This is a genomic window from Microbacterium sp. NFH-22A-Y (assembly GCF_021401375.1).
GTDB lineage: Bacteria > Actinomycetota > Actinomycetes > Actinomycetales > Microbacteriaceae > Microbacterium > Microbacterium hominis.
On record NZ_JACBGF010000001.1, the window covers coordinates 901,342 to 916,065 of the forward strand.

Sequence of the window (14,724 nt, forward strand, 5' to 3'; positions counted from 1 at the left end):
CTATCGCCCGTCGCGCACGCTGCGGACGAACGCCTCGACGTTCTCGCGCAGCGCGGCGATGCGCGCCGCGCGCGCGGCTTCCACGTCGAACCCGACGTAGGCCGACGCGGGACGACGGCGCGCGTTGTCGTTGCACTGGAAGCGGTCGCACGCGAGCGTGCCGACCGTGTCGCCGCGGCGTCCGGCGTCACCCACGCGCTTCGCGGTGAACAGCAGCACGTCGTTCGGCAGGTGGATGTCGGCGCACCACGAGCATTGCGCGCGGCTCTTCGGCCGGGTGTCGGCCTGGCGCAGCAGCAGGCCGGTGGGCTCGCCGTCGAGCTCGACGACGACGTAGCCGACCAGCGCCAGCTTGCGGTCGCGGGTGCCGTAGAACTGCCGGGAGTCCCAGTCCGTGTCCGGGAAGTCGGCCGGCAGGGTGAGGCTGCGGCGTTCGGACTGGGTGACGTTGATGAGCGAGGCGCGGATCTGCGCTTCGGTGAGTGCGTACATGAGCATGCCCTTCGGTGAGAGTCGTGCGAAGGCGGATGCCGCGGCGGCATCCGTGACGGAAGGTCGACGATCAGCGCCGGCCGCGTGCGAGACGCGGCGCACGGCGCCGGGGCGACGTCACCTCTCATCGGCGAAGAGCTCGCCGATGACCTCCCTCTGGCCCGCACGGCGGGGGCCGTTCCCGATACTCACCCCTCCAGCGTACGCGTCCGGCCCTGCAACAGATCGGAATGCGCGGAACACGTCCGCCACGGCGGTGGTTGGATCGAGGTATGACCCGCATCGCGCACACCGACATCGACGTCTTCCCCCTCGCCCTCGGCGGCAACGTGTTCGGCTGGACGGCCGACCGCGAGGAGTCCTTCCGCATCCTCGACGCGTTCCACGCCGGCGGCGGCACCTTCATCGACACCGCCGACTCCTACAGCGCCTGGGCTCCCGGCCACAGCGGCGGCGAGAGCGAGACGATCATCGGTGCCTGGCTGGCCGAGCGCGGCCACGGCGACGTCACCGTCGCGACGAAGGTCAGCCAGCATCCGCAGTTCAAGGGGCTCGCGGCATCCACCGTGCGCGCCGCCGCGGAGGCGTCGCTCGAGCGGCTCGGCGTCGAGTCGATCGACCTGTACTACGCCCACTTCGACGACGCCGAGACGCCCTTGGAGGAGACGGTCGCGGCCTTCGGCCAGCTCGTGTCCGACGGCCTCGTCCGCTACACCGCCGTGTCGAACTACTCGGCCGACCGCATCCGCGAGTGGGTGCGCATCGCCCGTGAGCTGGGCGTCGCCGAGCCGGTCGCGATCCAGCCGCACTACAACCTCGTGCACCGCGAGACCGAGGACGACATCGTGCCGGTCGCCGAGGAGTTCGGCCTGTCGCTGGTGCCCTACTTCTCGCTCGCGAAGGGTTTCCTGACGGGCAAGTACCGCTCGACGGATGCCGCTGCCCACGACACCCCGCGCGCGCAGGGCGCCGCGGTGTACGCGACCCCGCAGGGCCTGCAGATCATCCAGGTGCTGGAGCGCATCGGCACGGCCCACGACGTGTCGATCGCCGCGACCGCCCTCGGCTGGCTGCGCGCGAAGCCGACCGTCGTCGCCCCGATCGCGTCGGCGTCGAAGCTGTCGCAGGTCGCCGATCTGCTCGACGGCGGTCGCGTGGAGCTCACGGCCGACGAGGTCGCCGAGCTCGACGAGGTCTCGGAGTGGACGCCCACCGACATGTGAGCCCCCGGGCTGCGCGGTGTCGGATGCGGCGGGTACCGTGGCGGCATGCATCACCTGAGCCGGGAGCAGGCGCGTCGCATCGCCGTGCGGGCGCAGCTGCTCGACGCCGATCGTCCCGGAGACGTGGTCGAGGTCGGCGAGCAGCTCGGGTCCATCAAGATCGACCCGACGGCCACGATCGCGCCCGCCGAGCAGACGATCCCGTTCAGCCGCATCGGCTGGGGCTACGAGCCCGGTCAGCTCGTGAAGGCGGTCGAGGACGACCGGGCGCTGTTCGAATTCGACGGCCAGTTCCACGCGGCATCCCTGCTGCCGGCGATGCTCGCGCGGATGCGCGCGCGGGTCTTCCGCGCGCAGACGGCGGGCTGGCTGGAGGCCAACGCGCGCTTCCGCGCCGACGTGATCGCGCGCCTCCGCGCCGACGGCCCGCTGCTGGCCGGTCAGATCGACGACACCAGCCAGGTCGCGCACAAAGACGAGGCCGGCTGGTACGGCTCGAACCAGGTGCCCAGGATGCTCGACCTGCTGTCGTACGTCGGCGAGACCGCGGTCGTCCGTCGGGAGGGCCGCCAGCGGGTGTGGGACCTCGGCGAACGCGTGTACGCCGACGTCCCGGTGCTCGACCCCGACGAGGCGACGGCGCTGCTCGAGGAGCGCCGGCTGCAGGCGGCGGGCATCGCCCGCCAGAAGTCCCGGTGGACCCCGGTGGGGATGGCGGGGGAGCCCGCGACCGTCGAGGGCTCGTCGTGGTCGTGGCGCGTCGATCCGGCGGCGCTGGCGGCTCTCGACGACGACGCCGGCGGTCGCGTCGCGATCCTCAACCCCTACGACGGCATGCTCTTCGACCGTCCGCGCCTGACCGAGCTCTTCGCGTTCGAGTTCGTGCTCGAGCAGTTCAAGCCGAAGGCGCAGCGCCGGTACGGATACTTCGCGCATCCCATCCTCATCGGCGACGGTTTCGTGGGGCTGCTCGACGCCGAGCTCGACAAGAAGAAGGAGAACCTCGTCGTCACCGCCGTGCACGAGTTCACGCCGCTGGAGCCGGAGGAGCGCGAGATGGTGGATGCCGAGATCGACGACCTCGCCGGATGGCTGGGTGTGCCCGTGCAGCGGGCGCGGTGAGAGGAGCGGGCCGCATGATCGACGACGCCGTCCGTGACTGGCTGCTGGATTCAGACCCCACGTTGCGATGGCAGGTGCAGCGCGACCTGCTCGATCTGCCGGAGGAGGTGTGGGCGCGCACGCGGTCGCGGATCGCCGTCGAGGGCGACGGTGCGCGCCTGCTCGCGCACCAGGATGCCGACGGCCGGTGGGCGGGGGGAGCGTTCTTTCCCGCCGACTTCGACGTCGACACGCAGGATCAGACGCCCGGTCAGCCGTACACCGCGACCACCTGGACCCTGACGACCCTCCGCGAGTGGGGCACCGACGCGGGCGCGCTCGGAGACACCGCCGATCGGCTGGAACGCAGCGCCCGGTGGGAGTACGACGACCTGCCCTACTGGGACGGTGAGGTCGACGTGTGCATCAACGCCATGACGCTCGCCAACGGCGCGTGGCTGGGGCGCGACATGTCGGCGCTGGCGGCGTGGTTTCCCGCGCACCAGCTCGCCGACGGCGGGTGGAACTGCGAATGGGTCGACGGTTCGGTGCGGTCGTCGTTCCACTCGACGATCAACGCCGTCCGCGGACTCCTCGCCTACGAGCAGCTCACCGGTGACGCCTCCCTCGCGGTCTCGCGCCGGCGGGGCGAGGAGTACCTGCTCGCACGCCGCCTGCGCACCCGCCTGTCGACGGGGGAGCAGGTCGGGCCGTGGACCGACGTCATCGTCCATCCTTACCGGGCGCCCTTCACCGCCCTCAAGGCGATCGACCACGTGACGGCCGCTGCGATGCACGACGGCATCCCGCCCGATCCCCGCGCCGCCGACAGCATCGCGATCGTGCGCGTCGCCCGCCGCCCCGACGGCACGTGGCTCCAGGGCCATCACTTCGCCGGCGACGTCTGGTTCCCGCTCGACGTCGCCGTGGGCGAGCCGTCGAAGTGGGTCACCTTCCTCGCGCTGCGTGCGCTGCGACGCTGGGATGCCGCGTACGGCTGACGCGCGACGCGTCACACGACGAAACGCGATTCGCCCGTGACCGCGCCGTCCCGAGACGATGGGGACGTCGACGCGTCCCGAGCCGTCGGCGCGGACAGGAGGACGCCATGAGCAGGCGAGGATTCGCGACCCGACAGGTGCACGAGCGCGCACGCCGCGACGGCGACGCCCGGATCGCGACGTCCCGCGCGACGCCCATCTACCTGACCGCCGGTTTCGAGTTCGGCGAGTACGACGACGCGGCCGCGCACTTCGGTCGCGGCGAGGGCTACGCCTACACGCGCATCGGCAATCCGACCGTCGACGCCGTCGAGCACACCCTCGCCGCCCTCGAGGGCGGCTCTCAGGCGCTCCTGCTCGCGAGCGGCCAGGCCGCCACCACGGTCGCCTTGCTCGGACTGCTCGAGGCGGGCCAGCACGTCGTGTCCTCGACGCACGTGTACGAGGGCACCCGGGGCCTGCTGCGCGACAACCTCTCGCGGTTGGGCATCACGACGACCTTCGTCTCCGAGATCGACGACCTCGAGGCGTGGGAGGCCGCGATCCTGCCGACCACGCGCGTGCTGTTCGCCGAGTCCATCTCGAACGCCAGCAACCGCCTCGTCGACATCCCGGCGCTCGCCGACCTCGCGCACCGCCACGGGATCGCCCTGGTCATCGACAACACGTTCGCCACCCCGTACCTCGTCCGTCCGCTGGAGCTCGGCGCCGACGTCGTCGTCCACTCGGCGAGCAAGTTCCTCGCCGGGCACGGCAGCGTGCTGGGGGGAGCGATCGTCGACAGCGGTCGCCTCGACGAGACCAGCCTCGGACGGCTCTACCCGCATCTGACGGCGCCCGGTCGCGGCGGTGTCCCGAGCGTGTTCGAGCGGGTGGGCGGCGATGCGCGGATCGCGTATGCGCGCGAGGCCGTCGCTCCCCGGTTCGGTCCCACGCCGTCGCCGCTGAACGCCTTCCTGATCGGGCAGGGCATCGAGACGCTGAGCCTGCGCGTCGAGCGGCAGAGCGCGAACGCGCTCGCGGTCGCGCAGTGGTTGGCGGGACGTCCGGAGGTGGCCTCCGTCGACTACGTCGGGCTCCCCGCCCACCGCGACCACCATCTCGCGCTGCGCGACCTCCCGGACGGCTTCGGATCCGTGTTCAGCTTCACCCTCCACGGCGACGCCGACACGGCCCGCGCGTTCGTCGAGGCCCTCGAGGTCTTCACCCACATGACCCACCTCGGCGACGTGCGGTCGCTGGTGCTGCACCCGGCATCCACGTCGCACGCCGCGCTCACGGATGCCGAGCGCGCCGCCGTGGGCGTGCACGACGGCACGCTGCGCGTGTCGATCGGCATCGAGGATGCCGCCGACCTCATCGACGACCTGTCGCACGCGCTCACCGTCGCCAGCGACGTGCCGGTCGCGGTACTGGCATGACGCGTCCGCAGCACTTCGGCTGGTTCCTCGCGCGCGGCTTCGGGCCGCACGGGTGGGGTCATCCGTACCTGGACTGGAACTGGGACTGGACCCGGCCCGAGCTGTATCAGCAGTCCGTCCGCGAGCTCGAGCGCGCGGGGTTCGAGTTCGTGCTCATCGAGGACGCGCCCTCGCTCGGGTCGCCGGACACGATCGACCTGCGCATCCGCCACGCCTTCGGCGGTCCCAAGCTCGACCCGCTGCTGCTCGCCCCCTACCTCTTCCAGGCGACGCAGCGCCTCGGCGTGATCCCGACGGTCAACCCCGCCGCGTACCTGCCCTACACCGCGGCCCGCCAGTTCTCCACGCTGCAGCACCTGAGCGGCGACCGGCTGGGGCTGAACGTCGTGACCGACACCGGCAGTGCGCGCCATTTCGGCGATGCCGCGCCGCTCGGCCACGACGCCGCCTACGACCGCGCGGAGGAATGGCTGGCCGGTCTGCGGGAGCTGTGGAACTCGTGGGGGGAGGGCGCTCTCGTGCGCGATGCCGCGACCGGCGTCTACGCCGACGGCGCCCGGCTCGACGCCGTCCGCCACCGCGGCGAGTACTTCGCCTTCGACGGTCCGCTCAACGCCGTGCCCTTCACCCGCGGGGAGCCGGTGATCGCCTCTCCGGGCGGGTCGGGCCGCGGGCTCGCGTTCGCGGGGGCGAACTCCGACATCCAGTTGGCGCTCGCTCCGCTCACCGAGCAGAGCGTCCGCGCGTACCGCGCGAAGATCCACGCCGCCGCGGTGGAGCGCGGGCGTGCGCCGTCGGATGTGACGGTGATGTTCGCCATCTCACCGGTGATCGTGTCGTCGCCGGAGGAGGCCGATCGCCTGGTCGCCGCCTCCGCGCGGCCCGACGACGACGCGCTGCGCCTGATCGCGCAGCGCCAGTCCAGCGACCTGGAGACCGATCTGACCGCGCTCGAGCTCGACGCGCCGCTGCCGGCGGGACTGTTCGCGGATCACGTCTCGCAGGGATCCCTGCGCCGGCTCATCGGCGATCGGGATGCCGCGACCGCGCCGTTGCGCGCGCACCTGACCGCGCTCGCGCGGCTGGGGCGCATCTCGGACCGGTCGGGCTTCGTCGGTACGGCGGAGGAGTTCGCCGACCTCATCGAGGAGCTCGGCGACTGGGGCAACGACGGCGTGCTGCTGTGGGGCGACCTGCATCCGGTGACGATCCACCGCACGCTCGACGAGCTGGTTCCCGTGCTGCGTCGCCGCGGCATCCTCCGCGACGAGCTCTCGGACGGCGGCTTGCGGGCGAACCTGCAGTCGTTCTGACGCCGCTCCGGCCGGCACGGGCGAGGGGTGTTTCGACTCGCTGCGCTCGCTCAACGACCGGGAGTTTGTAGCCCGGTCGTTGAGCGAGGAGCGCAGCGACGAGTCGAAACGCAGACGAGTCGAAACGCCCGACGCCTCAGCTCAGGCCGTTGGCCTTCAGCCAGGCGGCGGCGATGTCCTTCGTCGACTTCTGATCGACCTTGGACTCGACGTTGAGGGCGACCAGGCCCTCGGGCGTCAGCTTCGCGTTGACCGCGTTGATGACATCCGCCGCGTCGGCGGGGAACGAGCTGCTGACGAGCGGGACGACGTGCGACGCGAGGAAGAGGCCCTTGGGGTCTTCCAGCGTGACGAGGTTCTTCGTCTTGATGCTCGGGTCGGCGCTGTAGACGTCGGCGAGCTGGACGCCGCCGGCGACGAGCTCGTCGACCGTGGTGTCGGCCGTCGCGCTGAAGCTCACGGTGACGCCGTACTTGTCCTTCAGGCCGGTGGGGCCGTAGGGGCGCTGCTCGAGCTCGGGCGCGCCGCCGAGCACGAGGTTCGGGACGTTGGCCAGGTCGGCGATCGAGGTGAGGTTGTGCTCCGCGGCGAAGGCCGCGGTCACGTTGTACGAGTCCTGGTCGGTCGCCGAGGCCTGGTCGAGGACGCTGAGACCCTCGGGCAGCGCCTTCTTGAGCGCCGCGTAGACGTCCTCGGTGGTGGTGGCGGTGGTGTTCTTGTCGAAGTACTGCAGCAGGTTGCCGGTGTACTCCGGCGTCAGCGAGATGGTGCCGTTCTGCAGCGACGGCACGATGGCGTCGCGCTGGCCGATGTTGAACTTGCGCTCCACCGTGTAGCCCGCGCCCTCGAGCGCCTGGGCGTAGATCTCGGCGATGACCTCGTTGGAGTAGTACGCCTGAGAGCCGATGGTGATGGTGGAGGCCGAGCCGGTCGCGTCGCCGGTGGCGGCGGGCTGCTCGAGGGAGCTGCTGGAGCCGCAGCCGGTGAGGGCGAGGGCGGTCACGGTGAGCGCTGTCGCCGCCAGGGCGAGCCGCGCTCCGAGACGGGAGGTGCGCAGTGCGGACATGAGAGGTGCCTTTCGTTGGGTGCTGTGGGAGGAAGAGTCAGGATGCCGTCGCGGCCCGGGCCACGGGGCGCGAACGCGCCGTGCGGGCGGCGACGCCGCGGGGGACGACGATGCGCTGCAGCAGGGCGAACACGCCGTCGAGGACGAGGGCCAGCACGACGACGAGGATCGAGGCCCCGAGGATCTGGGCGGTGTCGCGCAGCTGGATGCCCTGGATGATGTAGAAGCCGAGGCCGCCCAAGCCGACGTAGGTGGCGATGGTCACGGTGGCGACCACCTGCAGTGTGGCCGAGCGCAGGCCGCCGATCAGCAGGGGCAGACCGAGGGGCACCTCCACCTTCCACAGGATCTGGCGGCCGGTCATGCCGACGGCCCGCGCGGCGGAGATGGTCGAGCGGTCGATCGCCTCGAACCCCGCGTAGGCCCCCGCGAGGATCGACGGGATCGCGAGGATCACGAACGCGACGACCGCGGCTTGGCTCTTGTAGACGACGCCGACGAGGAGGTAGAGCAGCACGACGAGTCCGAGCGTGGGGATGGCGCGCGCGGCGCCCGAGAGGGCGACGGCGAACTCGCGCCCGCGGCCGGTGTGCCCGATGGCCCACCCGGCAGGGATCGCGATCAGCGCGGCGATGAGCACCGAGCCGAACGTGAAGGCGAGGTGCTGGGCGATCGCCTCGGGCAGGGGCAGCGACCCGGTGAGGCGGTCGGGGGAGAAGATCCACGCGAAGGCGTCGGCGAACAGATTCATGCGGCCTCCGCGGAGTCGAGCCGACGGGCGGCGAGACGGCGCAGTGCGCGGCGCTCGGCCCGGCTGCCGTCGCGTCGCGGCATCCACGGCATGAGCACGCGTCCGGCGAGGACGAGCAGGAGGTCGAAGACGAGCGCGATCACCACGACGATCACCACGCCCGCCAGCACCTCGGGGATGATCCGGCGCTGGAGCCCGTTGGTGAAGAGGTAGCCGAGGTTCTCGACGCCGATGAGGATGCCGACGGTCGCGAGCGCGATCGTGGAGGTCGCGGTGACGCGCAGGCCGGCCAGCAGCACCGGGCCGGCGAGCGGGAGGTCGACCGTCCAGAACCGTCGCCACGGGCCGTAGCCGACGGCGATCGCGGCGTCGCGGGTGGCGGCGTCGACGGAGTCGAGTCCATCGGTGACCGAGCGCGTCATGATCGCCACGCCGTAGACGGTCAGCGCGATCACGAGGTTGCTCTCGGAGAGATAGGGGATGCCGAAGACCGCCCACAGCAGCGCGAACAGCCCCAGCGAGGGGATCGTGTACAGCAGCCCGATCGTGGTGAGCACCGACCCGCGCAGCGCCGTGTACCGCCAGGCGAGCCACCCGAGGGGGAGCGCGATGACGAAGGCGGCGACGATCGCGATCGCGCTCTGGCGCAGGTGCGCGAGCGCCAGCGAGCCGATCAGATCGAGGTTGTTCGCGACCCAGTTCATGGCACCCCGTCGACGAGCACGCCCTGTGCCCGGCCCGCGGCATCCACGAGCACCGTGCCGTGCGCGGTCTTCTTCGGCGTCAGCGCGCGCGATCCGCGCTCGACCCCCACGAACTCGGCGACGAACGCGCTGGCGGGGTTCTCGATGATCTCGTCGGGCGTGCCGACCTGCGCGATGTGCGCGCCCTTCTCGAGGATCACGACCTGGTCGCCGAGGAGGAACGCCTCGTCGATGTCGTGCGTGACGAAGACGACCGTCTTGTCGAGGTCGCGCTGCAGGCGACGCGTCTCGGTCTGCAGCTCCTTGCGCACGATGGGATCCACCGCGCCGAAGGGCTCGTCCATCAGCAGGATGTTGGGATCGGCCGCGAGTCCGCGCGCGACGCCGACGCGCTGCTGCTGGCCGCCGGACAGCTGGCGGGGATAGCGGTCGGCGAGCGCGCGATCGAGTCCGACGATGTCGAGCAGCTCGAGCGCACGCGCACGCGCCTGCTTCTTGGGCGTGCCGTTGAGGATCGGGACGGTCGCGACGTTGTCGAGGACGCTGAAGTGGGGCAGCAGCCCCGCGCTCTGCAGGACGTAGCCGATGCCCCGGCGCAGCTGCACCGGATCGCGGTCGCGGATCGATTCGCCGTCGATCGTGATCTCGCCGCTCGTCGGCTCGACGAGCCGGTTGATCATGCGCAGGAGCGTCGTCTTGCCGCATCCGGACGAGCCGACGAAGACCGTCGTCTTGTGGGCGGGCAGGACGAGGCTGAAGTCGTCCACCGCGACGGTGCCGTCAGCGAATCGCTTCGTGACGGAGCGGAACTCGATCGCCATACGTCCTCCGGGCTCGGATTCAACCACCCAACCACATACCCCCGACACGGCGACAAGGGGCTGGAATCTGGCGTCACAGTCCGGTATGCGTGAGGAATGGATGTCCAAGAGTACGACCTCATCGTGATCGGAGCAGGACCCGTCGGCGAGAACGTCGCCGATCGGGCGGTACAGGGCGGACTGACGGTCGCGATCGTCGAGTCGGAGCTGGTCGGAGGGGAGTGCTCGTACTGGGCGTGCATGCCCTCGAAGGTGCTGCTGCGCGCGGGTGCCGCGCGCGCGGACGCCGCCGACGCGCCCGGGGCCCTCGCGAGCCCGCCCGCCGGCCCGGTCGACGTGGCCGCGGTGCTCGCGCGCCGCGACGAGATCGTGCACGACTGGAACGACTCCGGCCAGGTCGAGTGGCTCGACGGTGCGGGCATCGCGCTCGTCCGCGGGCACGGCCGCCTGAGCGCGGAGAAGGAGGTGACCGTCACGCGCGACGGTGCGGATGCCGCGGTGCTCCGCGCCCGCCACGCGGTCGCGGTGTGCACGGGGTCGGCGGCGCTGCTGCCCGACATCCCCGGGCTCGCCGCGGCCTCGCCCTGGACCTCCCGCGAGGCGACCGGTGTGCAGGAGGTGCCGGAGTCCCTCGTGATCCTCGGCGGCGGCGTCGTGGCGTGCGAGATGGCGACGGCGTACGCGTCGTTCGGCTGCACGGTCACGGTGCTCGCCCGCTCGGGGCTCCTGGGCTCGATGGAGCCGTTCGCCGGGGAGGCGGTCGCTCAGGCGCTCCGGGACGATGGCGTGGACGTGCGCACGGGCGCTCACCCGCAGGCCGTGTCGCGGGATGCCGCGACGGGCGCGGTCACGGTGACGCTCGCCGACGGCGAGGTGACGGCATCCGAGATCCTCGTCGCGACCGGGCGCGTCCCGCGCACCGGCGACGTCGGCCTCGAGGTCGCCGGACGGGAACCGGGGTCGTGGCTCGACGTCGACGACACGATGCTCGTGCGCGGCAGCGACTGGCTGTACGCGGTGGGCGACGTCAACCACCGCGCCCTGCTCACGCATCAGGGCAAGTACCAGGCGCGCGCCGCCGGCGACGTCATCGCCGCGCGCGCCCGCGGCGGCGAGGTCGACGACGCGCCGTGGGGTGCGCACGTCGCGACGGCCGATCACACGGCCGTGCCGCAGGTCGTCTTCACCTCACCCGAGGTCGCGGCCGTCGGACTGACCGCCGCGGAGGCCGAGGAGAAGGGGCTCGCGACGCGCGTCGTCGACCTGGATCTCGCCAACATCGCCGGTGCCAGCACGCGCGCGGCGCACTACCGCGGGCAGGCCCGCGCCGTGGTCGACACCGACCGCGGCGTGCTCGTGGGGGCGACGCTCGTCGGAGCCGACACGGCGGAGCTGCTGCAGGCGGCGACGATCGCGATCGTCGGCGAGGTGCCGCTGACGCGGCTGTGGCACGCGGTGCCGGCGTACCCCACGCTCAGCGAGCTGTGGCTGCGGTGGCTCGAGGCGATCGGGCGTCCCGTCTGAGCGGACCCGACCGCCCCGAGCCGTCCGTTCAGCCCGCGAGGGCGGCGCGGAAGGTGTCGACGACGGGGGTCGTCGGGCGGCCGATGAGGCGCGCCAGCGTGCCATCCGTGTCGGCGAGGACACCGCCGCGGATGCCGTCCTCCATGCCCGCGACGAACTCGGCGGTCCCGGCATCCAGGCCGGCGCCCTGAAGGGCCGCGACGAAGTCGTCGCGCGAGACCGGAACGTACGCGACCTCGCGGCCGAGCGCCTCGCCGGCCGCGGCCGCGAGGTCGTCGTAGCCCAGGCTGCGGTCGCCGGCGAGCTCGTACACCTGGCCGAGGTGGCCGTCCTCGAGCAGCACGACGGCGGCGGCCTCGGCGTAGTCGGCCCGGGCGGCCGCGGCGACGCGACCGTCGGCGACGGAGGCGGCGATGACACCGGAGTCGGCGGCGCGCTGGAGGTCGGTGAGGTAGTTCTCGGTGTACCAGTCGTTGCGGAGGATCACCGTCGGCAAGCCGCTCGCCGCGAGCGCCTCCTCGGTGGCCTTGTGCTCGGCGCCGAGGGCCCAGTCGAACGTGGTCGCCTTCGAGACGCTCGTGTACACGAACTTCTGCACGCCCGCGGCGACGGCCGCGTCGATGACGTTCTTGTGCCCGGCGAAGCGGCGACCGGCCTCGGAGGCCGAGATCAGCAGCACGGTGTCGACGCCCTCCAGGGCGGCGGCGATCGTGGCGGGGTCGTCGTAGTCGACGTGTGCGGTGCGCACACCGCGGGCGGCGAGGTCGTCGAGCTTGGCGACCGAGCGCGCGCCGGCGACGATGTCGGATGCCGTGGCGCCGCGCGTCAGCAGCGCGTCGACGACGAGGTGGCCGAGGTGCCCGCTGGCACCGGTGACGAGGATGGTCATGAGTTGGTCCTTTCGTTGGGGTCCGAGGGAGGGAACCCGTACGGAGGATCAGTACATTCCGAAGAACATGTACCCACTTTCACGTAAGGTACCTACGTGATGGTTAGTCTTGCGGAAATACGCACCCAGAACGATCAGGCGTTCACGGAGAACTGTCCGACCCGGGTGGTCCTCGACCACGTCATGAGCAAGTGGGGCGTCCTCGTGCTGCTGGCGCTCAGCGAGGGCACCGCCCGCTGGGGCGAGCTGCGGCGCGCCGTGGACGGCATCAGCGAGAAGATGCTGGCGTCGACGCTGCGAACCCTCGAGGCCGACGGGCTCGTCGTGCGCACCGCCTACCCGGAGGTCCCGCCCCGCGTCGAGTACGCCCTCACCGCGCGCGGCGACCAGCTCATGGAGCGCGTCCTGCCGCTCATGAGCTGGATCGCCGACAACGCCGGCGAGATCGTCGGTCGCTGATCGCGCCGAGGGAGGATCAGCGCGTCGCGCGCGCCAGGTTCGCCCGCAGCTCGTCGGCGTCCTGGCGCACGACGTACGCCGGCTGGTCGCGCTCGACGCGCCAGCTCTCGGCGACCGAGCCGATGTCGACGGTGTCGAAGCCGAACGCGTCGTAGAGCGCCGTGGCGAGTGCCGCGGCATCCGCGTGGTCGCTCGCGATCGCGAGGGCGCGTCGGCCGGGCGTGCCGGCGGGAGCGCCGGTGGTGAGGATGTCGGCGGCGGGGATGTGGTTGAACGCCTTCACGACGCGTGCACCCGCGAGATGGTCCTGCACGAGGGCGGTGGTGGTCGTGGTCTTGTCCTCGAGCGCGGCGATGCGACCGTCCCGCTCCCAGTAGTAGTTGTTGGTGTCGAGCACGATCTTGCCGGCCAGGGGGGCGGCCGGCACGTCGCCGATCGCCTTCAGCGGCACCGTGACGACGGCCCAGTCCGCCGCCTCCGCGGCCTCCGCGGCGGTCGCCGCGCGGGCGCGCGCGCCCAGACGGTCGACGAGACCGGCCAGCGTCTCGGGGCCGCGCGAGTTGCTGATCACGACGTCGTACCCGTGGGCGACGAGACCTTCCGCGAGCGCGCTGCCGATGTGTCCTGCTCCGATGATTCCCACTGTTGTCATGCGAGGGGCAACAGCCATGCCTCCTGTGCGCATTCCCCGTGGGTCCGCTGTCAAGACCTGGCGAGGAGGCGCCGCGCGCGACAGGCTGAGGTCATGACCGATGACACCACGGCCGCCCGCGCTCAGCGCCTGCGCGACCTGTACACCGCCCCCGAGATCCTCCGCGTCGTGAACGTCTGGGACGTCGTCTCCGCGCAGGCGGTGCTCGCGCTGCCCGAGACCCGCGCCCTCGCCACCGCCGGCCACTCGATCGCGGCATCCTTCGGGTACGCCGACGGCACCATCCCGCTGGAGACGACGCTCGACATGGTCGGGCGCATCGTGTCCGTCGCGGGCGAGGTGCCGGTCAGCGCCGACCTCGACGACGGCTACGACGAGCCCGGCGAGACGGTTCGCCGCGCCATCGGCGTGGGGATCGTCGGCGCCAACATGGAAGACCGCCTGCGCCCCTTCGACGAGTCGGTCGCGCGGGTCGCCGCCGCGGTCGCCGCCGCCGCGGCCGAGGGCGTGCCGTTCGCGCTGAACGCACGCACCGACGCGATCGTGCGCGGCGGAGAACGCCCGCCGGCGGAGTCGATCGCCGACGCGATCGCCCGCGGTCGCGCGTTCCTCGAGGCGGGCGCGACCTCGGTGTTCGTCCCCGGCGTGCTCGACGCCGACGCGACCGCCCAGCTGGTCGCGGGCATCGGCGAGCGCGCCGTCAGCGTGATCGGCCTGCCCGGCGCGCTCGCGGCCGCCGACTACGAGAAGCTCGGCGTCGCCCGCATCTCGTACGGTCCGCTGACGCAGCGCGTCGCGCTGACCGCGTTCCAGGACGTCGCCGCCCAGCTCTACGCCGACGGGGTGATCCCCGAGGGGACACGCGCGCTGAACTGACGGACGGCAGGCCGGCGACGGGGGAGGAGGATGGAGGCATGTCGCGTTCCGCCTCCCTCCTGCTCGCCGCCGCCCTCGACGTCGCGCTCGTGATCACCTTCGCCGCCGTCGGCCGGGCCAGCCACGACTCCGACGTCTGGACGGGGCTCGCGACGACGGCCTGGCCGTTCCTCGCCGCCCTCGTGCTGGGATGGCTGATCGCCCAGGGGTGGAAGGCGCCGTTCGCCCTCGGGCGCACCGGCCTGCCCGTGTGGGCGGTGACCCTCGTCGGCGGCATGCTGCTGCGGGTGGCGTCCGGTCAGGGCATCGCGGTCTCGTTCGTGATCGTGGCGGGCATCGTGCTCGCGGTGTTCCTCCTCGGCTGGCGGCTCGTCGCGCTGCTGCTGCGCCGGGCCACGACGCGGCGCCGCGCCGCGTGAGGCGCCCCCGCG

Annotated in this window: 16 protein-coding genes; 9 read left to right on the top strand and 7 right to left on the bottom strand. The window is 72.1% G+C overall.

The window, feature by feature from the left end; translation table 11 throughout:
- Entirely contained in the window at positions 1-492 is a 492-nt protein-coding gene (locus L0965_RS04285) for an FBP domain-containing protein (RefSeq protein ID WP_101307169.1), read from the bottom strand.
- Between the two features lie 272 nt (positions 493-764).
- Here L0965_RS04285 and L0965_RS04290 point away from each other — a divergent pair, with 272 nt between their 5' ends.
- From L0965_RS04290 to L0965_RS04310, 5 genes are all read left to right on the top strand, one after another.
- Complete coding sequence (locus L0965_RS04290; RefSeq protein ID WP_060959975.1) at positions 765-1,715, top strand: aldo/keto reductase; 951 nt, start codon at positions 765-767, stop codon at positions 1,713-1,715.
- A gap of 45 nt (positions 1,716-1,760) precedes the next feature.
- Positions 1,761-2,837: a DNA glycosylase AlkZ-like family protein gene (locus tag L0965_RS04295; RefSeq protein WP_101305777.1), complete on the top strand. Its 1,077-nt coding sequence runs from the start codon at positions 1,761-1,763 to the stop codon at positions 2,835-2,837.
- Positions 2,838-2,851: 14 nt separating this feature from the next.
- Positions 2,852-3,817 carry a squalene cyclase gene (locus L0965_RS04300; protein WP_101305778.1) on the top strand — a complete coding sequence of 322 codons (966 nt, stop codon included), beginning with the start codon at positions 2,852-2,854 and terminating at the stop codon, positions 3,815-3,817.
- 107 nt (positions 3,818-3,924) lie between these two features.
- Complete coding sequence (locus tag L0965_RS04305; RefSeq protein WP_060959978.1) at positions 3,925-5,238, top strand: O-acetylhomoserine aminocarboxypropyltransferase/cysteine synthase family protein; 1,314 nt, start codon at positions 3,925-3,927, stop codon at positions 5,236-5,238.
- Positions 5,235-6,551 carry an LLM class flavin-dependent oxidoreductase gene (locus L0965_RS04310; RefSeq protein WP_101305779.1) on the top strand — a complete coding sequence of 439 codons (1,317 nt, stop codon included), beginning with the start codon at positions 5,235-5,237 and terminating at the stop codon, positions 6,549-6,551. Before L0965_RS04305 ends, L0965_RS04310 begins: the two co-directional genes overlap by 4 nt.
- A gap of 136 nt (positions 6,552-6,687) precedes the next feature.
- Here L0965_RS04310 and L0965_RS04315 read toward each other — a convergent pair whose 3' ends face one another.
- Genes L0965_RS04315 through L0965_RS04330 form a run of 4 tightly spaced genes read right to left on the bottom strand, consistent with a single transcriptional unit; the run spans position 6,688 to position 9,893 of the window.
- Positions 6,688-7,617, bottom strand: a complete 930-nt coding sequence (locus L0965_RS04315; protein WP_060959980.1) for an ABC transporter substrate-binding protein — start codon at positions 7,615-7,617, stop codon at positions 6,688-6,690.
- Between the two features lie 37 nt (positions 7,618-7,654).
- Positions 7,655-8,368 (bottom strand): ABC transporter permease, encoded by a 714-nt coding sequence (locus L0965_RS04320; protein WP_060959981.1) that lies wholly within the window; start codon positions 8,366-8,368, stop codon positions 7,655-7,657.
- Positions 8,365-9,072 carry an ABC transporter permease gene (locus L0965_RS04325; protein WP_060959982.1) on the bottom strand — a complete coding sequence of 236 codons (708 nt, stop codon included), beginning with the start codon at positions 9,070-9,072 and terminating at the stop codon, positions 8,365-8,367. Before L0965_RS04325 ends, L0965_RS04320 begins: the two co-directional genes overlap by 4 nt.
- Positions 9,069-9,893, bottom strand: coding sequence for an ABC transporter ATP-binding protein (locus L0965_RS04330; RefSeq protein WP_060959983.1), 825 nt, complete (start codon positions 9,891-9,893; stop codon positions 9,069-9,071). The genes L0965_RS04325 and L0965_RS04330 overlap by 4 nt, the downstream gene beginning before the upstream one ends.
- Positions 9,894-9,989: 96 nt before the next feature.
- Here L0965_RS04330 and L0965_RS04335 point away from each other — a divergent pair, with 96 nt between their 5' ends.
- Complete coding sequence (locus tag L0965_RS04335) at positions 9,990-11,417, top strand: NAD(P)/FAD-dependent oxidoreductase (RefSeq protein ID WP_101305780.1); 1,428 nt, start codon at positions 9,990-9,992, stop codon at positions 11,415-11,417.
- Positions 11,418-11,445: 28 nt separating this feature from the next.
- Here L0965_RS04335 and L0965_RS04340 read toward each other — a convergent pair whose 3' ends face one another.
- A complete protein-coding gene (locus tag L0965_RS04340; RefSeq protein WP_061782336.1) occupies positions 11,446-12,306 on the bottom strand; it encodes an NmrA family NAD(P)-binding protein in 861 nt (286 codons plus the stop codon).
- A gap of 99 nt (positions 12,307-12,405) precedes the next feature.
- Between L0965_RS04340 and L0965_RS04345 the strand changes: the two genes are divergently transcribed.
- Complete coding sequence (locus L0965_RS04345; RefSeq protein WP_060959985.1) at positions 12,406-12,765, top strand: helix-turn-helix domain-containing protein; 360 nt, start codon at positions 12,406-12,408, stop codon at positions 12,763-12,765.
- Positions 12,766-12,781: 16 nt separating this feature from the next.
- Here L0965_RS04345 and L0965_RS04350 read toward each other — a convergent pair whose 3' ends face one another.
- On the bottom strand, positions 12,782-13,417 hold the full coding sequence (locus L0965_RS04350; protein WP_061782337.1) for an NADPH-dependent F420 reductase: 636 nt from the start codon (positions 13,415-13,417) through the stop codon (positions 12,782-12,784).
- A gap of 93 nt (positions 13,418-13,510) precedes the next feature.
- Between L0965_RS04350 and L0965_RS04355 the strand changes: the two genes are divergently transcribed.
- Together L0965_RS04355 and L0965_RS04360 are read left to right on the top strand one after the other, a co-directional pair.
- Positions 13,511-14,293, top strand: coding sequence for an isocitrate lyase/phosphoenolpyruvate mutase family protein (locus L0965_RS04355; protein ID WP_061782338.1), 783 nt, complete (start codon positions 13,511-13,513; stop codon positions 14,291-14,293).
- 38 nt (positions 14,294-14,331) lie between these two features.
- Complete coding sequence (locus L0965_RS04360; RefSeq protein WP_060959988.1) at positions 14,332-14,712, top strand: DUF3054 domain-containing protein; 381 nt, start codon at positions 14,332-14,334, stop codon at positions 14,710-14,712.
- Positions 14,713-14,724: the final 12 nt, after the last annotated feature.